This window comes from Limosilactobacillus sp. C0001E2 (genome assembly GCF_056590915.1).
The window spans coordinates 163,099-183,854 of sequence record NZ_JBWPXC010000003.1 but is presented as its reverse complement, the minus strand read 5'-3'; the positions used below and the strand labels follow the sequence as shown (position 1 = coordinate 183,854).

Annotated in this window: 27 protein-coding genes and 2 tRNA genes; 9 read left to right on the top strand and 20 right to left on the bottom strand. The window is 38.7% G+C overall.

Going from position 1 to position 20,756, the window contains the following annotated elements; genetic code table 11:
* The first annotated feature begins 109 nt into the window (after positions 1–109).
* Positions 110–565: a DUF441 domain-containing protein gene (locus tag AC1EKL_RS04665; RefSeq protein ID WP_480188652.1), complete on the top strand. Its 456-nt coding sequence runs from the start codon at positions 110–112 to the stop codon at positions 563–565.
* Between the two features lie 67 nt (positions 566–632).
* Here the strand turns inward: AC1EKL_RS04665 and AC1EKL_RS04660 are convergent, their stop codons facing one another.
* Complete coding sequence (locus AC1EKL_RS04660; protein ID WP_480188651.1) at positions 633–1,199, bottom strand: hypothetical protein; 567 nt, start codon at positions 1,197–1,199, stop codon at positions 633–635.
* A gap of 220 nt (positions 1,200–1,419) precedes the next feature.
* Positions 1,420–1,492: transfer RNA gene (locus AC1EKL_RS04655), tRNA-Gln, on the bottom strand.
* Between the two features lie 126 nt (positions 1,493–1,618).
* Here AC1EKL_RS04655 and AC1EKL_RS04650 point away from each other — a divergent pair.
* Positions 1,619–1,948 (top strand): hypothetical protein, encoded by a 330-nt coding sequence (locus tag AC1EKL_RS04650; protein ID WP_480188650.1) that lies wholly within the window; start codon positions 1,619–1,621, stop codon positions 1,946–1,948.
* A 52-nt stretch (positions 1,949–2,000) separates the two neighbouring features.
* A tRNA-Glu gene (locus AC1EKL_RS04645) sits at positions 2,001–2,073 on the top strand.
* Between the two features lie 201 nt (positions 2,074–2,274).
* On the opposite strand, the gene AC1EKL_RS04640 is transcribed toward AC1EKL_RS04645, so the two are convergent.
* The 15 genes from AC1EKL_RS04640 to AC1EKL_RS04570 form a co-directional block, all read right to left on the bottom strand.
* Positions 2,275–2,637, bottom strand: a complete 363-nt coding sequence (locus AC1EKL_RS04640) for a DUF1492 domain-containing protein (protein ID WP_480188649.1) — start codon at positions 2,635–2,637, stop codon at positions 2,275–2,277.
* A gap of 363 nt (positions 2,638–3,000) precedes the next feature.
* Positions 3,001–3,282: a hypothetical protein gene (locus AC1EKL_RS04635; protein WP_480190219.1), complete on the bottom strand. Its 282-nt coding sequence runs from the start codon at positions 3,280–3,282 to the stop codon at positions 3,001–3,003.
* Positions 3,283–3,954: 672 nt separating this feature from the next.
* The gene (locus AC1EKL_RS04630; protein ID WP_480190079.1) at positions 3,955–4,089 is read right to left on the bottom strand and encodes a hypothetical protein; all 135 of its coding nucleotides are present in this window, start codon (positions 4,087–4,089) and stop codon (positions 3,955–3,957) included.
* A 106-nt stretch (positions 4,090–4,195) separates the two neighbouring features.
* Positions 4,196–4,579 carry a hypothetical protein gene (locus AC1EKL_RS04625; protein WP_480188647.1) on the bottom strand — a complete coding sequence of 128 codons (384 nt, stop codon included), beginning with the start codon at positions 4,577–4,579 and terminating at the stop codon, positions 4,196–4,198.
* Positions 4,580–6,933: 2,354 nt separating this feature from the next.
* Positions 6,934–8,367, bottom strand: a complete 1,434-nt coding sequence (locus tag AC1EKL_RS04620) for a DNA primase family protein (protein ID WP_480188646.1) — start codon at positions 8,365–8,367, stop codon at positions 6,934–6,936.
* The gene (locus AC1EKL_RS04615) at positions 8,351–9,145 is read right to left on the bottom strand and encodes a bifunctional DNA primase/polymerase (RefSeq protein WP_480188645.1); all 795 of its coding nucleotides are present in this window, start codon (positions 9,143–9,145) and stop codon (positions 8,351–8,353) included. Before AC1EKL_RS04615 ends, AC1EKL_RS04620 begins: the two co-directional genes overlap by 17 nt.
* A 4-nt stretch (positions 9,146–9,149) precedes the next feature.
* On the bottom strand, positions 9,150–9,338 hold the full coding sequence (locus AC1EKL_RS04610) for a hypothetical protein (RefSeq protein WP_480188644.1): 189 nt from the start codon (positions 9,336–9,338) through the stop codon (positions 9,150–9,152).
* Between the two features lie 103 nt (positions 9,339–9,441).
* Positions 9,442–9,759, bottom strand: a complete 318-nt coding sequence (locus tag AC1EKL_RS04605; protein ID WP_480188643.1) for a hypothetical protein — start codon at positions 9,757–9,759, stop codon at positions 9,442–9,444.
* On the bottom strand, positions 9,746–9,958 hold the full coding sequence (locus AC1EKL_RS04600; protein ID WP_480188642.1) for a hypothetical protein: 213 nt from the start codon (positions 9,956–9,958) through the stop codon (positions 9,746–9,748). Before AC1EKL_RS04600 ends, AC1EKL_RS04605 begins: the two co-directional genes overlap by 14 nt.
* Positions 9,939–10,121 carry a hypothetical protein gene (locus AC1EKL_RS04595; protein ID WP_480188641.1) on the bottom strand — a complete coding sequence of 61 codons (183 nt, stop codon included), beginning with the start codon at positions 10,119–10,121 and terminating at the stop codon, positions 9,939–9,941. The genes AC1EKL_RS04600 and AC1EKL_RS04595 overlap by 20 nt, the downstream gene beginning before the upstream one ends.
* An 11-nt stretch (positions 10,122–10,132) precedes the next feature.
* Positions 10,133–10,306 (bottom strand): hypothetical protein, encoded by a 174-nt coding sequence (locus tag AC1EKL_RS04590; RefSeq protein ID WP_480190055.1) that lies wholly within the window; start codon positions 10,304–10,306, stop codon positions 10,133–10,135.
* Between the two features lie 35 nt (positions 10,307–10,341).
* Positions 10,342–10,593: a helix-turn-helix domain-containing protein gene (locus AC1EKL_RS04585; RefSeq protein ID WP_464465498.1), complete on the bottom strand. Its 252-nt coding sequence runs from the start codon at positions 10,591–10,593 to the stop codon at positions 10,342–10,344.
* Positions 10,594–11,226, bottom strand: coding sequence for a Rha family transcriptional regulator (locus AC1EKL_RS04580; protein WP_480190218.1), 633 nt, complete (start codon positions 11,224–11,226; stop codon positions 10,594–10,596).
* 20 nt (positions 11,227–11,246) lie between these two features.
* Positions 11,247–11,549 (bottom strand): hypothetical protein, encoded by a 303-nt coding sequence (locus AC1EKL_RS04575; RefSeq protein ID WP_480188638.1) that lies wholly within the window; start codon positions 11,547–11,549, stop codon positions 11,247–11,249.
* Between the two features lie 48 nt (positions 11,550–11,597).
* Complete coding sequence (locus AC1EKL_RS04570; RefSeq protein ID WP_480188637.1) at positions 11,598–11,837, bottom strand: helix-turn-helix domain-containing protein; 240 nt, start codon at positions 11,835–11,837, stop codon at positions 11,598–11,600.
* A 174-nt stretch (positions 11,838–12,011) separates the two neighbouring features.
* Between AC1EKL_RS04570 and AC1EKL_RS04565 the strand changes: the two genes are divergently transcribed.
* The 5 genes from AC1EKL_RS04565 to AC1EKL_RS04545 all read left to right on the top strand — a co-directional run bounded on the left by AC1EKL_RS04565 (position 12,012) and on the right by AC1EKL_RS04545 (position 16,323).
* Positions 12,012–12,686 (top strand): helix-turn-helix domain-containing protein, encoded by a 675-nt coding sequence (locus tag AC1EKL_RS04565; RefSeq protein ID WP_480188636.1) that lies wholly within the window; start codon positions 12,012–12,014, stop codon positions 12,684–12,686.
* Between the two features lie 49 nt (positions 12,687–12,735).
* Positions 12,736–13,242 carry a hypothetical protein gene (locus tag AC1EKL_RS04560; protein WP_480188635.1) on the top strand — a complete coding sequence of 169 codons (507 nt, stop codon included), beginning with the start codon at positions 12,736–12,738 and terminating at the stop codon, positions 13,240–13,242.
* Between the two features lie 155 nt (positions 13,243–13,397).
* Positions 13,398–14,486, top strand: coding sequence for a tyrosine-type recombinase/integrase (locus tag AC1EKL_RS04555; protein WP_480188634.1), 1,089 nt, complete (start codon positions 13,398–13,400; stop codon positions 14,484–14,486).
* Between the two features lie 172 nt (positions 14,487–14,658).
* Positions 14,659–15,510, top strand: a complete 852-nt coding sequence (locus tag AC1EKL_RS04550) for an aldo/keto reductase (RefSeq protein ID WP_480188633.1) — start codon at positions 14,659–14,661, stop codon at positions 15,508–15,510.
* Between the two features lie 153 nt (positions 15,511–15,663).
* Positions 15,664–16,323, top strand: a complete 660-nt coding sequence (locus AC1EKL_RS04545) for a matrixin family metalloprotease (RefSeq protein ID WP_480190217.1) — start codon at positions 15,664–15,666, stop codon at positions 16,321–16,323.
* Between the two features lie 251 nt (positions 16,324–16,574).
* On the opposite strand, the gene AC1EKL_RS04540 is transcribed toward AC1EKL_RS04545, so the two are convergent.
* The 3 genes from AC1EKL_RS04540 to AC1EKL_RS04530 form a co-directional block, all read right to left on the bottom strand.
* Complete coding sequence (locus AC1EKL_RS04540; RefSeq protein ID WP_480188631.1) at positions 16,575–17,288, bottom strand: MIP/aquaporin family protein; 714 nt, start codon at positions 17,286–17,288, stop codon at positions 16,575–16,577.
* A gap of 11 nt (positions 17,289–17,299) precedes the next feature.
* Positions 17,300–18,175, bottom strand: coding sequence for a fructokinase ScrK (gene scrK, locus AC1EKL_RS04535; protein ID WP_480188630.1), 876 nt, complete (start codon positions 18,173–18,175; stop codon positions 17,300–17,302).
* Between the two features lie 130 nt (positions 18,176–18,305).
* Positions 18,306–19,664 carry a glucose-6-phosphate isomerase gene (locus AC1EKL_RS04530; protein ID WP_480188629.1) on the bottom strand — a complete coding sequence of 453 codons (1,359 nt, stop codon included), beginning with the start codon at positions 19,662–19,664 and terminating at the stop codon, positions 18,306–18,308.
* Positions 19,665–19,855: 191 nt separating this feature from the next.
* Here AC1EKL_RS04530 and AC1EKL_RS04525 point away from each other — a divergent pair, with 191 nt between their 5' ends.
* Positions 19,856–20,737 (top strand): TSUP family transporter, encoded by an 882-nt coding sequence (locus tag AC1EKL_RS04525; protein ID WP_480188628.1) that lies wholly within the window; start codon positions 19,856–19,858, stop codon positions 20,735–20,737.
* Positions 20,738–20,756 lie beyond the last annotated feature (19 nt).

Genomic DNA, 20,756 nt, shown 5'->3' with positions numbered 1-20,756 from the left:
TTTTGTGGCGCCTAATCATTAGGTACCTAATAATTTACTATCTTACTCTTTTTAATGACAAACACAAGGGAAAATGGCATGATAGTAAAAAACATTTAAGGAGATTGATATGGAAACTTGGTTATTTCTCGCGCTCGTTTTAATAATTGCAATGGTGGGAAAGAATAGTTCATTAGTGATTGCGACTTTGGTTGTCATGCTGATTAAAGCACTCCCTTTTACCCAAAAATGGCTCCCCGTCATTCAAAGTAAAGGGATTAACTGGGGAGTAACAATCATTTCTGTAGCAATTCTGATTCCAATTGCTACGGGTGAAATTACTTTTCATGATTTAATGCGGGTCTTTAGAACACCAGCAGGTTGGATCGCAATTACAATGGGAATTGCCGTCGCGATTTTATCGCGGTTGGGCGTTAATCAACTCTCGTCCTCACCACAAGTGACCGTGGCGCTCGTATTCGGAACCATTATGGGTGTTGTACTCTTCAAAGGAATCGCAGCTGGTCCAGTCATTGCCAGCGGTTTAACCTACTGTATTGTGACGATGTTAAATTTACATTTTTAATAACAAAAGGAGCGACCGAATTTATCAGTCGCTCCTTTACCTTGAAGTTAGGAAAAATTTAATTCAATTAGTTAAATTGACCAGTGATTGGGTCCATCTTTTGAACTTGATTATTATTGGCGTTGTAGTTGTATAGCCCAGTCAAGTTAGCAACATTTTGGTCTTGGTTCTTTCCCGTGTTCCGTACTTCAACCCGGTACTGTCCATTACCTTGGCTTTGAACAAAGTAGTAATTTCCTTCACGTTGTTGAAGACCACTAGCCGCGATAAAACTGTTCAAAACATCCGCATCAGAACGGTTTGCCGTTGCTGTTGATGAACTCTTTTGGTGGTTAGCAACAGCAGAACTTGCAGTCGTCGCTGCTTGTCGACTAACGGATGAACTAGCTGCTGTCGCCGTTGAGTTAGAACTTGAATTATTAGTAGCTGGGGTAGCAACAAATGCAACATTCTTATTTGCTGAATTTTGTTTAGCACTCTTTTCGCTAGTCTTATTACTCTTCTTAACAACCTTTGCAGAAGTCGGCTTGTGACTAGATGTTGAGGTTGTGCTAGTTGATGCGCAGCCTCCTAGTAAGAATGCTGACATCAATAGAACTGTCCCCGTCAATACTTTTTGTTGTGCGCTTTTCATAATCGTAACCCCCTCAACAGATTTTTTAAGTTACTTTATTAATTGATTACATTTATATTGTAACGCACATGTAATGTTTTTGAAACATTTTTAAATTATTTGTAAAAACATTAAGGGAAGAACCTCGCTACCCCTGATCGCAATGGGAATTATCCATTTTTTAAGAAATAGTAAAGAAAAAGTGAGTGCCAAATTAATGACACTCACTTTTAATTATTAGTTGGGTATACTGGTCTCGAACCAGTAGATTACGGATTCAGAGTCCGCTGCCTTACCAGTTTGGCGAATACCCAATAAATTAGAACAAGGTAATTATACAAAACTTATCGTCGATACGCAAGATTTTTTAATAAATCGGTAACCTAAATTAGTAAAGTTTGTTAGAATGAAATAAATTGTTATCGAAAGGAGCAATAGCGATGGCAAGTAATTCTGACGCTCTTTATTACGTCTTATCCAAGATTTACCATCATCCAGAATTAGTAATTGCAACTGTCCCTCAATATTCAAATGCAGTGGCTATTACTGTCGATGATAAGTTGAAGGTTTCAGACAGTGATTTCTATTTTCCAGAACATAAGCTGATGGTTAACCGCCTTTCTCCCGACTTTGTGGCTAAGAACGGTGATTTACTTGATTATTATTACGATATGACCGATCAGGATAATCCGGGCTTCCATGATGTCTGGATTACAACTGGTCACGTTAGCAAACAACATGCCTATTTAATTGAACTCTCCTTCGAGTAACCATTGACGCAAATTAGTTTGTTTAGTATACTAATTAAGTAATATTGCTTATTGCCCGCTGGTCAAATTGGTTAAGACGTCGCCCTCTCAAGGCGGAGTTACGGGTTCGATCCCCGTGCGGGTGATTTTTTTATTGTTTGCTGATTATCAATGGTGTTTAAAACGTTGATATATCAGCATTTTTATTTTTCACTAAACGCTATTAAACACCATTTTTTACAAAGTTCACGACAAACTCACGACAAAAAATAAATGCTTCTTGTCGGCTTGGCTGCTACCTTTTCAAAGGGTAGCATTTTTTATTTTGTAGAGTTTAACGACAAAATCTAGTAATTCTGCTCCATGATTGCCTCATACAAGGCGGGATAAACTTGTTTCAATTGGCTACCAAACTCTAGCAATGCTTCCCGTTCGTGTACATAATATTGCGACTTGCTAATATCCAACATCTTGATTACTTGCTTCCCTTGTAACTGCTCTAAATAACGATACTCAATGATCTTTTGATGTTCTTTTGTGCATCCGCCTACTGCCTGTTCAATCGCTAAAAAGCACTTCAAACATTGCTTACTTTCCGCCCTACGGTTTTTAATTTCACGTTTCGCCCATACTCCAGATCGTAAATAGATACCACGATAATCAATTTTAAAAAAGCCCCGCAAGTTGCGGATGATGGTTTTACTATCCATGCTGTTACCCCGTATAATATGAATTAAGGTTTCATTCGGGATATTCTCGATACTGAACGGCATAGGTCAACTAGACTTGTGCTGTTTTTTATTTTATCGTTACAATGGAAATGCTGATATTATTGCGGAAGTCGTCCATTTTGACGGCTTTTTTGTTATAATAAATTTCGATTGGTATTTAGGGAAGTCGCCGTTGTGGTGATTTTTTGAGTTCTGTATCTAAATGATACGGAACTCTTTTTTATTATGGGTGCAAAATCGGCAATTATTGGACTAATAAACAGTCGTTAATTTATTAATTCAAGAATCACGAATGTTATTACCCTAGTAATTCTTAACATTACCCCCCTACCCTAAAATTTTTCAAACTAGGGCTTGTGTGCAAGCTAACGGCAATGTGTGCGCTCTTGCTGTCAGCAGATACGGGGGGCGGGGTAAATTAAAACGGCAACCATCCGCCATTAGATAATTACCGTTGATTATTTTCTGTTCCTGTGCAAAGGCAATTAGTGCGTCTAAATCATCAATGCTTGCGTATTTGCGGATGAATGTTCTAGCATTTGACCGATACTGATACAGGCGGTTCTTTTCGGGGTGTCGTTTCTCATAACGTCTAGTAGCGTTCATTTGTGCCTGACTAACCATGTTTAACCCTCTTTTCGTGTTCTATGATGTTTAAATATATCTTGTGTAGTGATAGATTTCTGATATAATTATATATGTAAAAGGCGTTAGGTGATGTCAGCACCTAACGCCCGATAGTCTACTCAGTTAGTGAGAAACGTCCTACTTAGGGCGTTTTTTTATTACCATAAACACAACATAAACTACCGTAATTAATACAGTAGCAAACAGCTTACCGTTAGAAATAGTAAGCATGATTGTTATGTTCACAATAACAGCTCTCCACTAATTGAGTAGAAACAAAAACTAAACATATTACGTCGCGCCCCTGTCTACTCGGATTGATGTAGACGCTGACGCAGTTTAATGTTTTGTAGACTATCTTGGTTCTTGGTAGGCTCATGACTTCCTACCGCCAACCTGATTACATTTTATAGCTATCATACATATAACACAACGCAACAATTAAGCCGTTAGTCAGCAATTGACCAACGGCTTTTTAACTACGATTGTTTAGAAATGTCAACATTTTTCAACGGAAAAAATACCAGCTTAAAAAGCCTCTATTATTGCTCTAAATTGCGCTTCATTCATCCGCTTAATGCTGATGCATCAACAATCATAGGTAACCAGACAAACGCAATTGCATTTAACTACTAGTAGAAAATTAAATACAGGTTTTGTGAGGTTGTTTTATCGGAAATTATGCACTAGATAAATTACCACTAATAGCACCCATAAAATACCGACTGCATACGGTAAAAATTGATCATCAAAGAATAACAGCATTACTAACATCCCCCCATTTTTAACAACAATTAACAACATTCTTTTAACTACAAACATCCCCGATAATGTGCAATTTTGTGTACGTTATTTTAGCCAGATCACTGTTATATCAGCATTTCAGAATTGGACAAGGTACGGAACAGTTTTATTTGTTCTTAGTTTGTGACCTAATACCAATGTTCTTATATGCGGTGGTTACTTTATTCTGATAGTAACCAGCATAGAACCGATGATGTTTCTGGTAGACAAACCCGAGTAGTTGCATGTTCTTTTTGAATGGACGGTTGCCTAATGGTGTGATTCCCTGCTGGTCACAATAATCTAAATAATGCTTATATACCGTTGCGCATGGTGCATATAACCGCCGATTTTTAATCACATTCGGACTATAAACAAACTTAACTACACTCTCATCCGCTTGGTCACGGTTCCGAATTCTGAAATAATTATCTTTCTTGTGTCGGCTTGCATCGAACCATTGCGATAAAGTCCGATGGTTCATTACATACCGCCCTTTATACCAGCCCATGCGATCCCTCCAAACTTATTTAAACTATTAATTAAAGAGTTAGGTCAACTAACCAGCCTAGTTCTTTTAACTATCTTTTGAACTGCGAAAAAATGGATTGAATAAGTACCCCTAGCAGCAAACCAAAAACTAAATTATAACCATGTTTGTACTTATCATTTCCACCTCACAAAATACTTCACCTTTTCCGCCTAATGTTCCTTTAATTACAAATGATCAACACTGATACAACGCTCTTTTCATCACATCAGCATTTGTCGGTGTAGCCATGCCTCAAGCGGATGGACTTAGTGTTTATATTCCACCAATACATAACCCATTACCGTCAAAACTACAATGATCAGCATTGCTATGTTGGTACGCCAATAGGCTTGGTCTAGTGTGATATGAAAGGCGTTAGCAATTAAGCGGTAAAACATCCAATCGTCGAAACTATTTAGAATTGTCATTTTATTACCTCTCTTTTTTTAGGGTGTATGAACTGCCTGAATTCTTTTTTAGGGTGTCTGAATTGTCATCTTTTTTTATGATGCGCCCTTACCGCCCTTATTAACTGCTGACAAACTTAAACATGATTACAATTTAACTACGCCCGTTGCTGACAACAAGATAAGGGGCTTTTTATTATGTTCTAATTCTCATTTTAAGGCTCTCTGACCAATTCTAATGGTTAAATGATTAATTATATTAGTTCACTGATACTCGCTTCATAGCAAGGCAAAACTTAAGAATTAGCAGGGTAAAAAACGTAATAGTGTTTTCTGTTGGCTATGATCGTTAGGCATCCGTCCTTGTGTGAAACAATGACGTGAAACATCTCCGCTACTATCTCTGCTACTACTTACCGTTGACAGTTGTAGTAATGTGATGCAACTATGCATCAGCTATATCCAGCTATCTAAACAGCTATATCGTGCATTTATCACTTCGGTCAACTCAATTAGGACAACTTGTCCGATTGCATAACATCAAGGGTTACGGATGTCAGTAGTGATAACTGTGTGCTTATTAGTGGTGTTATCAGTGTACTTAACAGTGTAGTTAATGCTGTATATGCCTCTGTACCTAACGATGGTACTAAACAGTACCAACATAGTTTACAAGGTGGTTTACATGTTAGTTGTCATGTTGGTTTACAAGATAGTGTACATAGACAAATACTGTCAGATAAGCAATAAGGGGCGCTGATTGATGTTTCAACGTCCCTTAGTCCACTATCTTCTCCACTCTTTACTCCATGAACTCCTCAACTACCTACTCCACCTTTTGCTCCACTCAATACCCCTATTAAAAATATTAAGTAGGTTAAAAGACTGTTATAAAGGTATCCACAAGGTTACATGTTACTTTGCTTGCTACTTTGCCTTGCACTTTCTCAACGGCAATTTTGGGTTTTCTCCTCACACTTCTCTTTCCTTAGTCCTTTCTTAAACTATATTTTTTTGATTTGATTTGAGTTGAATTGATTTTATCTTTATTTATATTGTATTTATATTATCTTATATTTACTTATATTATATTGGGGGTACCGGTTGACGGTCACTTGACGGTCACTTGACCGTCACTTGACTGTCATTTGACTGTCAGCATGTAAAGTGGATTATTGAAAACTCGATTTATAAAAATCGTCTTTATTTGTTGTTCCTGTTCTCTCTCTGCATCCGATAAACGGATGCTTTTTATTTGTCCTGAGTTGCGACTGTGACTTTGGTTAACACTAACTTGCACGCAAAAATGGATTTTTTGCCATTTTCTGGCATCTTCTCGCCTCGCCTGTCATTACATCGCCTTGCCTTGCATTACCTAACCTAGTCTTATCTTTTCTAATCTTATCTAACCTGCCTAAACAATCGTTAAACAATTACCCAACAATGGTTAAACAATGGTAGTTAGGCGTTTTTCGGTGTGTGAAATTCCTTTTACAATATTCCACAAGTTTTCGCTGTTTTGCTTTTGACAATTTTAAGAATGCCAATGGGGTTCGCCTGATATTGAAGTTCATTCCAATAAGGCGGTTTATTATCATACTTTTCTAGTAAAAGTTTATATTTAACCAATGCTCATTTATCCTCTTTCTAATTACTGGACAATTTTTTGTGCTATGGTACAACTTTGGCACAACTTTTTTTGCCTGTAACCGTTGGTATAACAGCATTTGGAACAAAAAGGACAATTTTTTCGATTAATATATACCGTACATATATACACGCATACCACCATATATATGTTTTTTATTATCTTTATTAAAAATAATTGTACTAGTTGTACCATTCGTTGATATAGCAGTATTTAGGGCTTCATAAATCTGTACTAAACCCGTTCCAAAGTTGTACCACTGGTTTAAAACCGTTCCACTATTTTAATCTGGTAACTTTATCATTATTAGTAACATCGATGCTTGGTTTTAATCGAATGCCAATATATGAACGGGTACGAACCCCATCAATATACGCATTCTTTTCAAAATAGCCCTTGTTGGCTAGTTCCTGTTTAAACTTTTGATTACTTAACGCCTTATAGCCATTCTCAAAACAGAATGACCGATAACCACTATATAAATAGATTTTCTTTTCTTGATAGTCTTCTCCAGTGATACAGTATTCTTCAATAAACTCTTGGACGTGATCATTGGCTTTAACCCAATTCTTACGCAACTCGGTGGTTTCATCCGTGTTAGAAAAATACCCTCGTTGCATGGCTTGTTTTGCTAACTGGATACACTGGTAAACAAAGGTGCCCCGTTCTGCTTGAATTTTCTTGGTATCAAAATCACGATTGAAATTACTGATCTTTTGCCAATTAGCTAAATTAATCCGCCGGGAAAAACCCTCCGACGTATCTTTAAAATCTGGTAGCGCATTCGCACCAAACAATAACTTAGCAAAGAATCGGTTATGTAAACGCGGTTTATTTTTAACCCGTGCGTCAATTAAGTCATTCCCGGTTAATGCTTTAATCTGTGCGGTGTCCTGAATAATTGACTTAGATATATCTGGATAACTGTTTAAGGTTTTTAAGTATAATTCTGATAAATCAAAGTTATTATCAGCTTTGGCAAGGTCAGTTAATGAAACGCTAGAAACGTCGTTATGGTCAAACAAACTATTTACATAATTAATAAACGTGGTTTTACCATCACCACCGGCGCCATGTAAGATTAGAAAACCTTGTATTGGTTCATACGACCGATAGAAAGCATAGCCGATGTATTCCATAACCAATTTTTGAGCGTTACCAAGTGAATAATGTAACCATGAGTTGGTTTCTGGTGTCTCATCATCGTTTAAATTCAAGGCGTAATCGGTGCAACTGGTAAAATAATAATCTGGTGAATGTGGTAATAATTGGTTGGTTTTAAAATCATAGACCCCATTTTTAAAATTAAAATAACGGGGGTTAATTTTATTAATGGTGTGCAGTGGTGACTTAATTTCAATACTGTCTTTAATGAATTTAAAAGTGTCGCTGCTAGTGCGTACTGTCCATGCGCCAACTGATTTTAATTTGCTGGTGATCAAGTATTTAATGGCTTGTTCACCGATTAATTGCCAATAGCCTTTTTCTGTTTCATATTGGTACAAAGCATATTTATCTTTATTCTGAATATACAAGCAATGATTTTCTTTTAGAATGACACTACCTAAAGACTCTGGTTTAGTTTTAACCTTGATGCCGTCTGGTGACCATGCCCATTTAGGCAATTTCATTTTGTTTTGTTTCTCCGCCTGTTCGTTGAGCTTTCTTAGTCTTTCCATATTTTTGTAGTCTGGTTTAACGGCTTCTTTCACGTTTGACAACCTCTCTTTCTAAAATGCTGTTAAATATCGTATTAACTTCGTTCATACCTAACGGCGGTTGGCTGTGGTTATTCGCAACCTGTAATAATTCGTACACTGTTTCACCATCCGCCCCCGTGATGAACAGTTTTCCCGTCAGTCTGGTTAAATAATCGTTCCGCCGTCCCTCTGGTGCACCCTGTACAATTTCATCCAATAATGTACCCGTCCAGTGTTTACCGTTGGTGTGCGTATAATCCGTCTTAATAAAATCGCTGGTTTGCTGTTTAATTAAATCAATTAACTTCGCTGGTGCGGATGCAATCGGCTGGTTTGGATTTAACCACGCATAGCGACCGCCGTTTTTGGTTGACGGTGGAACCACGACTAAGTTATTCCGACCAGCGACCACATCCACGCCCGCACGCCAATTAATAACACTGTGTGAAGGTTCACCATTGCGCTTTAAGTAAAAATAGTGCCGTCCACCGGATGGACTGGTACCAACTAAGGTTGGCGGTAATAAATCGGCTGGTATATCTTGCAACGACTTAAACCCGTTATTGTTATGGTTGCCATGCTCGGGACTGTCTACATCAATCACAAATAAATCAACGGTTTTAATGCCAATATTTAATTCCGGGTGTGAATTAAAGATATTGTATAGTCGCTTAATCGGTAGCGCTGGTTGGTCTTTATGCTTCATAGTCGGGATTTTTGAGTTTTCCCGCAACGGAATTACATATAGCCCCTTTTTGGCGTACTGAATAGCGTAATCGGCTTTATTCATTCGTCTAATCCTTAATTACTTCTACCGTTGAATGTTTCAACACATCCGCCATTTTATCTTGTAATTCCGTGATTGCCGAACCTTCTATTACTCCTGAATTTTCTAACATTTCAGGGGTAAAATGACCTTGCACTAAAATAATGGCTTTATTTCCTTTATGATCGTCTGCAAAAATTGTTTTAATGTTTTTCATGGTTGATACCTCTTTTTATTCATAATTCTGTTAATATGAATAAAGCGAGTTATTATTTAACCCGCCTTATTCTCAACCCGTTTAATGCTTTCGGATGTGGTAGTTAGTCAGCATTAACGGGCTTTTTTAGTTCTGTATCAGTAATTGCTTGGATACGTTTTTGCAGTTCCGATACTTGCGACACCAGCGGTTGTAATGCTTGGTTGCGTTCCTGTTCATTGGTTACGATAAAATAACCGCTTTGCGTTCCATGTACGCCCGCAATTGGTATGTGGTGCACTGTAACCAAGTGGAAAATTAACGCCCGCAATTTTCGGCTGTCCGTATCGGTTAATCTTGCTAGGTCAGCAAGCGACACGGTGCGTTCATTTCCTTTTGGAATTAAATTAATTAACTGCTGTTCTGCTTTATTGAATTTCATTAGACAACACCTCAATTGATGAAATAGCATCCGTGCGGATGATTGCCGGGTAATCTGCACCCCGCATTAAAAACATAAACTCCGGCTGGTCAAAAATGATTTTGCGAATTTCTTCAACGCTGGTTACTCCGTCCATTACAGTACGGTACCAATTCCCGTTATCCATGTGGATATTAATTTCAATCGGTTTTATTTTCATTACCCGTCACTTTCTTTAATTGCTGTAATAAATGAATGCTTTCATTGATTAATTCGTTACTACTCATAACGTGATTATCCATTGTTACAGTGCCATGACCCTTTAAAACTTCGATATTGTCGGTTAATTCATTCAGCAAAGCGCTGTGTAATTCTTTATCCATTTTCTTCACTCCTAACATGTACGCCAATACATCAATAATTCATAACTAATTAGGGGCGCTAGACCAAACCACCCCGTTAAGCAATAAACAACATAGGCTAGAAAACTGAATATCAATAAACCACTGGTCTTGGATAATTCTGTTTCTAGTAAGTAACTAATTTGGTTAGTAATTTGAGTTAGCATTTTCATACCTCCACGCCGGCAAGCTGTGACTTAAACTATTTACTATGTGATTGAACCCAACTAATCAAATCAGCTTTTACGAACCGGTAATTGTTGCCAATTTTGGCAACTGGTAAACCATTGTCTTTAATCCAGTGGTCTAGTGTTACCCGGCTACAATGTAGAAACTTGGCTGTGGTGCCCTTGTCCATTACTTCGGGAAACGGGTCAACGGGCTTGAAAGTTGCTAGTTTCTCATTAATCGCATCCGCTAATACGTGATCTGGTATCTGTACGCTAACGTCCATTTAAACCACCTCACTTGTTAATAACAAAATTCCCTTAATCTGGTCATAAGTCTTATTTAATCCAATAAAACCCGTGACAATATTTTCTAGTTGCTGGTACTTTGCTTGTTCAATGGTTGTTAAGCCGTCCATTGCATTTTTTACATGTCTGGACGCTTTAAGCTGTTTTGCATTCATACCAGTAACTTGTTTTAGCAGTAAATCAGTAACGGTCTTGTAGCTCCAACTGTTGCCATGCTCCCATTGCTGAATAGCATCCGTAAGGGTGCGCCGTTGTGGAATACCAATAACTCTATTTCTAACTTGTTTTAGCTTCTCATCTCTCATTTGAAAGAAAGCCTTGACCAGTCGTTTCTTAAATTCTCTAACTTGGTCAGTGTTATCAAGATAGGTCATTAATAAAGTCGCTTGCATTTCGTTTAAACGGTATGTCTTAATTGGTCGTCCACCTTTAGAACCTTTGATAGGTTTAGCATTTTCAAAATGCAAAACCCCTAATTCTGTTAAATCATTCTTATGATTGCGAATTAGATTTTTTACAACCTTTAACTGATTACCGCTGTAATCTGAAATAATCTTATCTGTGGTATATGGCTCGTTGTTCACGGAGCCAATAAAAACTAAATCATTCATAGGCATTACCTCGCATCATGTTAGTTCCTCATTCCTAGTGCCTTTTTAAATTCGTCTGTATAAAGTGAAGTCTTGTCCACTAGCTGTGTATCATTAACTCCATCAATTAACATGTAAGTGTTACCGTATCCGTCTACGATGGTGTCGTAAGGCTTTAATGGAATTGATGTACCATCATCTTTAATAATTTCAGCAATCAAAGGTATCTTGTCGCTTGCATCTTCAACATGGTTCAAAGTTAAATACCCCTCATCTTCACTCAAACTGTAAAAACTGTTTTCAATACGTAATTCATCTTTCAAATTCATTTGTACACTTTGCATAATATAATTCCTCCTAAATTGTCCTTGCATCCGTTCAGCGGATGTTTTTTATTTGTCTTGAGTTGCGACTAACTGACTTTCTTTCTGGTCAGCCATTGCATACTCACTAATTAACCAGTCGCTTAATTTCTTATAAGTTGCTGGTGTAACTTTGCGGTGGTTATGCTTGAAAATGTTATCCAGCGTCCACCGACTTAAACCAAGCTGACGACCAAGCGCTACGGTGGATAAATTCAGTTCTCCACGTTTGCGCTTAATTGCCGTTACTTGCTGGTTAGTAAGTTCCATTTAGTTCACCACCTTAATTTGCCAACAAAATGTTGGGTTCGATTTCAAAAATACTGCCAACATTTTGTTGGCCTACAACTAATAAAATACACCCAACAAATAGTTAGGCCAACCATTTGTTGATTAGATTATTAAAAAGACTTATTATTGTTTGATGAAAGAGTGGCGAAAATTATGTCAAAAAATAAAAAAGAGCCTATGAATAATAATCGAATCAAAACAGTTCGATTATCAAAACATAAGACTCAAAAAGACTTAGCAAATTTATTAGGAGTTTCAGAACAAGCAATTGCATACTATGAAAAAGCGTTACGTGAACCACCATTAGCATCATGGGTGAAAATGGCTAATTACTTGGATGTGTCTGTTCCTTATCTTCAAGGAATCAATAATTATAAAAGTGATAAAGATGTTTGGAAAGAATTAGAAAAATACAAAGTGGATACTAACAAAATACCGATTAATAACACTACTGCATCACTCATAGTTGAATTACACAATAATTCCATCAAATCAGCCATTGATAATTTTAAGGTTTTAGATACGGCGTTTTCCAAGATCAACCCTGATTATATGATGAAAAATAATCATCCAGTTAAGGGGCCATATTATGATTTAATACTTGAAAAAGCTGATAATCCTGAACAAATTCAAAGCATGGTGAATGCGTTAGAACTCTACTACTCAATTTATATAAACGCAATCATCGGGCATAGTTCAGCGAAAGAGGACAAAAAAATATTAGATAGGGCTTTATCCGAAATCTTAGATGAACCGTATAAAAAGATTAAAAAGAAAACAGTTCCCGGAAAAATTTATAACTATAAGCAGGATAGCAGAATGTTATAAATTTATTAAAAAATATTTTGAAACTAAATGATTTTGGAGAAAGTAATTAATGAAAAAGATTAGTTTAATCTGTGCGGTTGCTCTCGCTGGTCTGTCATTGACCGCTTGCGGTAATCCTAGCCAAAAGAAAAACACCACCTCAAAGCAAACTAGCTCAAAGGTGGTTAAAAAGCATCACAAGAAAGTTAAACGTTCAAAGAAAAAGGTTAACAAAAGTAAACATTCCAACAGTTCATCCGCTGCGAGTGCGTCTAATCAGCAGAACCAACAGCAAAATAACAGCGGTGATCAAGCCGATCCATTTGATGCAAGTACATGGGATAAACCATATAAAGGCTATCCCAGTTTTAACGCCTATTTGCACGATCATCCCGATACTCCTAACATTCAATCACAAACAGCTCAAATGCAACATGATGAAAATGTGAGAAAAGGTATCGAAGACGCAAACGGTAATGAAACTCAAAACTTTAAAAATTGGGTTTCTGCTCGTGACAATGCTTGGGACAATGGGAACGATAATTTCCCAGACTATGATCAAAATCGCCAATGGTAATTAGTTGCTTTCCCCTTGTATGACGTTTTAACCATGTTTCGATTAATTACCTACCAACTATTTTAAAAGCTCTTATGGGTCAATTCTGACCCCATATCATTCAAATACATATCACCAAGCCGGCAAGCTGTGCGAATGTAAAGGAATGATTAAAAATGAGTTATACAAGAAAAGCAAGCAAGGGATATTATGGCTACGCTACTTATTACGATAAGAACGGCAAACAGCACGCCAAAAGTGCGGGACTGTTTAAGCTCAAACGTGAAGCCATTGAGGCAAGTACAACATTAGAAAACCAGCTTAACGGCTTAAATATTGAGTTGAAAGATATTCCATTGGCTGATTACTTTAGGCGTTGGTATGACCTTTATAAAAAGAATAAGGCAACCAGTGCATCCGCCCAAAATCAATACCGCATTATGCGGAATGTTTTAACCGATTACTTCAAAGACACCCGGTTAGCGGATGTCAAGCGTTCAGACTACCAAGCATTTATAAATTGGTACGGTGCTAACCATGCTTACAAAACCGTTAGTAAATTGAATGGTGCGGTACGTTCAGCCGTAAGTTATGCGATTGATGATGATATTATTACCAAAGACTTCACGCATAACGTGGTGGTTACCTATAACCGCAACAAGAAACTGAAAGTTGAGTATCTGACTAACGAGGAATTGATTAGGCTAAAGAATGCGGTAAATAGTCAATTAAATCATTTCAATACCAGCCGTTACATGATACTAACAGCAATTTATACAGGAATGCGTAAAGCGGAAATACAGGCTTTAACATGGAAAGATGTTGACTATTTACACGGTACTATTACCATCAACAAATCATGGGACGAAAAGAAAAAGGCTTTTAAGTCCACTAAAACCATATCCAGCAATCGAACCATCAAGGTTAATCGTCAATTGCTGAAAACTTTAGCAGAATTAAAAGCCAATCATAGTGTCATGGTGTTTCGGAATGGTTTCGGTACGATTCCAACCAGTAACGCCTTAAATAAATGCTTACGTTCTATTATGAACGATGCAGGTATTCAAAAACAAGGGTTTCACTTTCACTCATTGCGCCATGTTCATGTTGCCTACTTACTTGGTAAAGGTGTGGATATTTACGCAATCAGTAAACGACTAGGACACTCCAACATTACGGTAACACTAAACACCTATTCATATTTGATTGATGAATACAAAGCCAAAAACGATAATGTCATTATTGATAAATTAGCCGAACTTTAATTCTGACGACAAACTCACGACAAAAACGGCGATAAACGTTGATATATCAAGGGGTTGTTGTCCCCATGCGGGTGATTTTTTATACTCTCATTTAGGCTTCTCACCTAAAATGAGAGCTTTTTATTTATCTGGACAAAATGGTAGAATTAACCTAAGAAAGAAGGAATTTCTAATGACAACCATTCAAGACAACTGGATGACCCTTGCCGATGGTCAAAAGATGCCCCAACAAGGCTTTGGGGTCTATAAACTAACCGACCCAACTGTCTTCACCCAAACTATTCAAAGTGCTTATGACGATGGTTACCGCCTCTTCGATACCGCACAAATGTATGGGAATGAAGCTGAACTCGGTAAGGCACTAAAGTCACTCAACGTTAATCGTGATGATTACTTCATCACAACTAAAGTTGCCGAAAGCAACCAAGGTTATCAAAAGGCAATTGATTCAGTTAAGGAATCACTAAAGAAATTACAACTAGATTACGTTAACTTACTATTAATCCACTGGCCCATTAATGGTTCTTTCTTTGAAACTTGGCAGGCCTTTGAAGATATGAAGAAGGATGGCCTAACCAAGTCCATTGGAGTCAGCAACTACGGAATGGTACATCTCCAATATCTTGCTACCCAAGCAAACGAAATGCCAGTGGTTGATCAATTAGAATGTCACCCATGGCTTTCTGAAAAACCAATGGTTGATTTTAATAACCAACACCATATCGTGACTCAAGCCTGGGCACCGTTGGGTCGTGGACGGATTTTTGAAGAACCAGTCATTCAAGAATTAGCTCAAAAGTATGGTAAAACACCTGCTCAGATTATATTGCGATGGCACTTTCAAAATGGTCTATCATTCATTCCAAAATCGGCTCATGCTAGTCGGATCAAAGAAAATGCCGATATTTATGACTTTGCATTGACTGATCAAGATATGGACCAGATGAATTCGATCAATAAAAACGTCCGGATTAGTCAAGAGCCGGAACTGGTTTACGAATTTAATCAACAATACCCTCACTAATAATAAGTAATTATTAAATCTAGCAACAGCTAATTGACGCCCCACGCCCTGTGGGGTATTTTATTTACACTACTTTCGTTAGGATGTGATCCTATTAAATTTCGCAACACGTTAATCACACTGATCCTGTACCTTGGTTTATTTGGTGGGTTAATGTGGTTTTACACAAACAACCACCAATTTCAGCGTCAAACCGACAATGGTATTACTTATTTAAAGACCTCCGTTCAAGAATTCGGTAACGAGTTAAATGGCAAGAATAGTCATGACGTCAGTAACCAAAAAGCTGCTCACCAGGAATCAACCGTCAATAGTCAAACTGATAATATCAACGGCCGGTGGACCAGCCGTTCTGCGACCATTTATATCGCTATGAATAATGCCACTTTACAGCAAGCCATGATTGATGCCGTCAACGCTTGGAACAACACTGGTGCCTTTCACTTTAAAGTTGTCCATGATCGTAAGCAAGCTGACTTAGTAGCAAGTACATCTAATAACAGTAATGATCAAGCAGCTGGGCTGGCAGAAATGAACCAGAATACCGTTTCCGGATACTTCACCGACGGTCATATTTATCTCAATAAAGCCTACTTATTGAATCCTGAATATGGCTACAATCACGAGCGGATCGTTAATACGGCTGAACACGAACTAGGTCATGCAATTGGCCTTAGCCATAACAATAACCAGTCTGTAATGCAACCATCTGGTTCATCCTTTACCATTCAACCGGCTGACGTTCAAGCAGTTAAAAATATTTACACCAAAAAGCCAACTAAACCAAGTCAAGATAATCAACAAAATTCATAACAGAAGAAGCCGTTCAAAGAACCATCAACCTCAAGTTCTTTGAACGGCTTTTGACTACTGACGCCATTGCATTAGTATTAAAACAAACAGTATTACTAGGAGAACTGCACAATAGGCCGTTGCCAACCATGCAATTATTTGTACAAACGGCAGTGGCGATATAACCGTAATTATTTCTAAAACAATCGCTAAAACACACCACACAATCAACCGGATTCGTACCCGCTCAATCGCAGATTTCAAATTTCTTTTCACTTAACCATCTCTTCAACAAGCGTTGCAAAAATTGCCCCTAACAGCGGGCCAACCATTGGTACCCAAGCGTACCACCATTGACTGCTTGTTTTATGTGGCACTGGCAAGATCGTGTAAGCTAAGCGCGGCCCCCAATCTCGAGCTGGATTCAAGGCAAACCCGGTCGTCGTCCCCAATCCAGCACCAATGGCAAAAATCGATAATCCAACAATTAGTGGTTTCAAGCCTAACGTAAAATTACCCAAATTAATTAAAACCAGCATAAACATAAAGGTGGCAATCACTTCACTTAATAAGTTTGCCCAACCGGACTTAATCGCTGGAACTGTAGCAAAAATGCCAACGGTATTTTGTTTCTTCTCTGGCGTTGCTTGGAAATGTACCCAAAACTGGATAATCACCAGAACCGCCCCTAAAAAGGCCCCAATAAATTGGCCTAAAATATAGGGGACTACCTGTCGCCAAGGAAAGGTGTGGTTAATAGCAAAAGCAATGGTAACTGCTGGGTTCAAATGTCCCAGCGAACCTAATGAACCGGCAGCATATACCCCCATTGTCACTGCTAGGCCCCAAGCAAAGGCAACGTAAAACCAATCTTTCTGCTGACTACTGAAAGTGCGGTTTAAGTTCAGCCCCGCACCTACTCCGCAACCAATGGTAATTAAAATTAGCGTACCAATTAACTCACCAACAAAGCCATGCCATACCATAACAAACCTCACTAACTCTCTAAGTTCTTGAGGGCCAAGGCAAAGTTACCAATCGTGGCCGAACTATTATTCTTAGCTAGCGGCATCGTTATGTAGTCTTCCAATGATCCGCAATCAACATAGCCATTCATTAACTTAGCAAACTCACGCCGAACCTTCTTTAAGAATTCTTCGCTAGTTACTCCCCCACCAAAAATAATTTTATCTGGACGCATCATTAAGGTGGTGTTCAAAGCCGCTTCGGCAACATAATAAGCCATAATATCCCAAACGTGATCCGTCAACGGCACCACTCGACCACTCTTACCAAGCCGCGCATCAAATGTTGGTCCGGAAACAAGCCCTTCCAAACAGTCACCGTGGAACGGACAGATTCCCTTAAAGTCTAAGTCGTCCGGATGCCGTTTCAAACGAATATGCCCCATTTCCGGGTGCCCCATCGTGCCAATAAACTTACCATCCACAACTGCTCCAGCACCAACACCAGTTCCAATCGTGTAATAAACTAACGAATCTAACCGTTGGTTAAAGAGTGTCGACAAGACATATTCACCATATGCGGAGCCATTAACATCCGTCGTCCAGAACACTGGAATATTAAGCGCCTGTTGGAGTTTACCGACAACATCCGTATTACTCCACCCCTTCTTTGGTGTATCGGTGATATAGCCATATTTAGGCGAATTACGCCGAATCTCGATCGGTCCAAATGATGCCACTGAAAGTGATTGTAATTCAGGAAATTTTTTAAAATAATCAATTGCTTTTTGCAACGTTTCAGCTGGCGTGGTTGTCGGGAACACCGTCATATCCTTAATCTGATAATCCTCATTTCCGACTGCACATACAAACTTGGTACCGCCGCCTTCAATACTCCCTAATAACATTGTATCCACCTCATTTTTTGAAATCGTTTTCAGAAACATTATCCCAGTTTTTATTTAAAATGGCAAGCGTTTAACAAAAAAGATCCTCACCGAACCATCTCGATTGGGGATCTTTTAAAACACGTCAATATTATTGGTTATCTGCCATTTCTTTACGGAGTTGGTCACCAATTTCTTCATAGCCTGGCTTACCTAACAAACCAAACATATTTGTCTTGTAAGCTTCAACCCCTGGTTGATTAAATGGATTGATACCATTCAAGTAACCAGAAATGGCAATTGCAACTTCAAAGAAGTAAATCAGGTAACCCAGGGTGTATTCATCTTCCTTGTCAATGTGCACTGTCATAACAGGAACTCCACCAGTCGTGTGGGCCGCCACAACCGCTTCATAGGCCTTGGTGTTCACCCAGTCCATATTCTTACCTTGTAAATATTCAAGACCGTCTAAGTTACTCTTCGCCTCTGGAATAGTCAGATCATGGTTTGGTTGGTCCAACTTAACGACCGTTTCCATTAAGAAGCGGCGACCTTCTTGGATGTATTGACCAAGTGAGTGAAGATCCGTCGTGAAGTTGGCACTAGATGGGTAAATCCCCTTTTGGTCCTTCCCTTCGGATTCACCAGCTAATTGCTTCCACCATTCCGCAAACATGGTCATGTTCGGTTCATAATTTTCAAGCAATTCGGTTTCGTAACCCTTCCGATAAAGGATATTCCGGTAAGCTGCATATTGGTACGCTTCGTTCTTGGTTAAGTCAGGATCAACATACGTGTGTTCAGCATCTGCCGCACCTTCCATCAGCTTATCAATATCAGCACCAGAAGCTGCGATTGGCAACAAACCAACGGCACTCAGAACAGAATAACGACCACCAACACCATCAGGAATTACAAAGGTTTCCCAACCAGCATCATCGGCCTCACTCTTTAATGCGCCCCGCTTTTGGTCAGTAGTAGCGTAGATTCGGTGGTTAGCTTCTTCTTCACCATACTTATCAATTAACTTTTGTTTGAAGATCCTGAAAGCAATTGACGGTTCAGTTGTTGTTCCAGACTTGGAAATTACGTTCACAGAGAAGTCCCGATCGCCAATTAATTCAATCAAGTCATATACATATGAAGAACTCAAGGAGTTACCCGCAAACAGGACTAATGGATTCTTGCGGTCAGCGGCTGCTTGAGCTTGATAGAAACTATTGTGTAAAAAGTCGATGGCCATCCGAGCACCCAAGTAGGAACCACCAATCCCGATCACTACCAATACATCTGAGTCATCTTTAATCTTGGCAGCGGCTTTCTTAATCCGGGAAAATTCTTCCTGATCATAGTCACTTGGCAAGTGGAGCCAATCACGAAAGTCAGAACCAGCACCGGTTCCTTTCCGTAATTCGTCATCCGCCGCATTGACCATTGCCTGCATTTCACCTAATTCATTTGGGTGAACAAACTTCTTTAAAGCACTACTATCAAATGAAACATGCGCCATTTGTCTAACCTCTTTCTTAATCATAGCTATTAAACTTACACTTCAAATCATATCTGTTTATGAATACCTTTTCAATATAATTAATTAAAAAATGTCAATTATTAACCTTTTCTTTTAGTCCTGGCGCATTTCTTAAGCTCAGGGTTCGTGATATACTGATAACCACAAAATGACGATTTGAGGATAATAAGATGATTTTAAAAATAATTTTAGGGCTCGTGTTTCTCTGTATTCTTTGGCTAGCAATTGAAATCTTTATCCATGCTAAAAAGGATCCAACGAGCCGGCCGTTTAAGTTTAACTTGATTGGTTTCCTAATTGGTTTGATTACTGACTTTGGGGACACATTAGGAATTGGTAATTTCGGTACCACCACTACTTTCTACCGCTTTACCAACTATATCCCGGATGAGCGCAAATTACCGGGAACCCTCAATGCCATTCAAGCCATTCCAACAATGACTGAATCCTTCTTCTTTTTAACTGCCGTTCCGGTGGAATTAACTACGCTGATTCCAATGGTGATTGCCGCAGTAGTCGGTGCCTATTCTGGAAGCCGGATTGTGGTGCGGTGGGAAACCGCAATGATCCAAAAGGTAATGGCGATTGCCTTAACGATTACTTCACTCTTGATGTTAGCTAATAAAATGGGCTGGATTGCCCTCATTGCCACCGATAATAGCGCCTATGGTTTGCATGGCTGGTTATTAGTGATTGGAATTGTGGGTAACTTTATTCTTGGCGTACTGATGACTGCAGGGGTTGGATTGTACGCTCCATGTATGGTCTTAGTGTACCTGTTGGGGATGAAACCAATCGCCGCGTTCCCGATTATGATGCTTTCCTGTGCCCTCTTGATGCCTGTTGCCAGCTACAACTTTATTCAAGAAGAACGGGTTTCCTACCGGGGCGTTTTTGGTTTCTTGATTGGTGGGATCCTCGGGGTTTATGTTGCTGCAACCTTTGTAAAGAGTCTGCCGATGAAAGTACTAACGTGGTTGATCGTACTAGTATGTCTTTGGACAGCCCTGCAGCTTTACCGTTCATCCGTTACCAGTCAAAGCAAATATTAATAAGGCAACAAAAAATCCA

Coding starts and splice junctions, on each gene's coding strand:
- AC1EKL_RS04665 (WP_480188652.1), top strand. CDS start 110: ATGGAAACTTGGTTATTTCTCGCGCTCGTTTTAATAATTGCAATGGTG.
- AC1EKL_RS04660 (WP_480188651.1), bottom strand. CDS start 1,199: ATGAAAAGCGCACAACAAAAAGTATTGACGGGGACAGTTCTATTGATG.
- AC1EKL_RS04650 (WP_480188650.1), top strand. CDS start 1,619: ATGGCAAGTAATTCTGACGCTCTTTATTACGTCTTATCCAAGATTTAC.
- AC1EKL_RS04640 (WP_480188649.1), bottom strand. CDS start 2,637: ATGGATAGTAAAACCATCATCCGCAACTTGCGGGGCTTTTTTAAAATT.
- AC1EKL_RS04635 (WP_480190219.1), bottom strand. CDS start 3,282: ATGGTTAGTCAGGCACAAATGAACGCTACTAGACGTTATGAGAAACGA.
- AC1EKL_RS04630 (WP_480190079.1), bottom strand. CDS start 4,089: ATGTTGTTAATTGTTGTTAAAAATGGGGGGATGTTAGTAATGCTGTTA.
- AC1EKL_RS04625 (WP_480188647.1), bottom strand. CDS start 4,579: ATGGGCTGGTATAAAGGGCGGTATGTAATGAACCATCGGACTTTATCG.
- AC1EKL_RS04615 (WP_480188645.1), bottom strand. CDS start 9,145: ATGAATAAAGCCGATTACGCTATTCAGTACGCCAAAAAGGGGCTATAT.
- AC1EKL_RS04610 (WP_480188644.1), bottom strand. CDS start 9,338: ATGAAAAACATTAAAACAATTTTTGCAGACGATCATAAAGGAAATAAA.
- AC1EKL_RS04605 (WP_480188643.1), bottom strand. CDS start 9,759: ATGAAATTCAATAAAGCAGAACAGCAGTTAATTAATTTAATTCCAAAA.
- AC1EKL_RS04600 (WP_480188642.1), bottom strand. CDS start 9,958: ATGAAAATAAAACCGATTGAAATTAATATCCACATGGATAACGGGAAT.
- AC1EKL_RS04595 (WP_480188641.1), bottom strand. CDS start 10,121: ATGGATAAAGAATTACACAGCGCTTTGCTGAATGAATTAACCGACAAT.
- AC1EKL_RS04590 (WP_480190055.1), bottom strand. CDS start 10,306: ATGCTAACTCAAATTACTAACCAAATTAGTTACTTACTAGAAACAGAA.
- AC1EKL_RS04585 (WP_464465498.1), bottom strand. CDS start 10,593: ATGGACGTTAGCGTACAGATACCAGATCACGTATTAGCGGATGCGATT.
- AC1EKL_RS04580 (WP_480190218.1), bottom strand. CDS start 11,226: ATGAATGATTTAGTTTTTATTGGCTCCGTGAACAACGAGCCATATACC.
- AC1EKL_RS04575 (WP_480188638.1), bottom strand. CDS start 11,549: ATGCAAAGTGTACAAATGAATTTGAAAGATGAATTACGTATTGAAAAC.
- AC1EKL_RS04570 (WP_480188637.1), bottom strand. CDS start 11,837: ATGGAACTTACTAACCAGCAAGTAACGGCAATTAAGCGCAAACGTGGA.
- AC1EKL_RS04565 (WP_480188636.1), top strand. CDS start 12,012: ATGTCAAAAAATAAAAAAGAGCCTATGAATAATAATCGAATCAAAACA.
- AC1EKL_RS04560 (WP_480188635.1), top strand. CDS start 12,736: ATGAAAAAGATTAGTTTAATCTGTGCGGTTGCTCTCGCTGGTCTGTCA.
- AC1EKL_RS04555 (WP_480188634.1), top strand. CDS start 13,398: ATGAGTTATACAAGAAAAGCAAGCAAGGGATATTATGGCTACGCTACT.
- AC1EKL_RS04550 (WP_480188633.1), top strand. CDS start 14,659: ATGACAACCATTCAAGACAACTGGATGACCCTTGCCGATGGTCAAAAG.
- AC1EKL_RS04545 (WP_480190217.1), top strand. CDS start 15,664: ATGTGGTTTTACACAAACAACCACCAATTTCAGCGTCAAACCGACAAT.
- AC1EKL_RS04540 (WP_480188631.1), bottom strand. CDS start 17,288: ATGGTATGGCATGGCTTTGTTGGTGAGTTAATTGGTACGCTAATTTTA.
- scrK (WP_480188630.1), bottom strand. CDS start 18,175: ATGTTATTAGGGAGTATTGAAGGCGGCGGTACCAAGTTTGTATGTGCA.
- AC1EKL_RS04530 (WP_480188629.1), bottom strand. CDS start 19,664: ATGGCGCATGTTTCATTTGATAGTAGTGCTTTAAAGAAGTTTGTTCAC.
- AC1EKL_RS04525 (WP_480188628.1), top strand. CDS start 19,856: ATGATTTTAAAAATAATTTTAGGGCTCGTGTTTCTCTGTATTCTTTGG.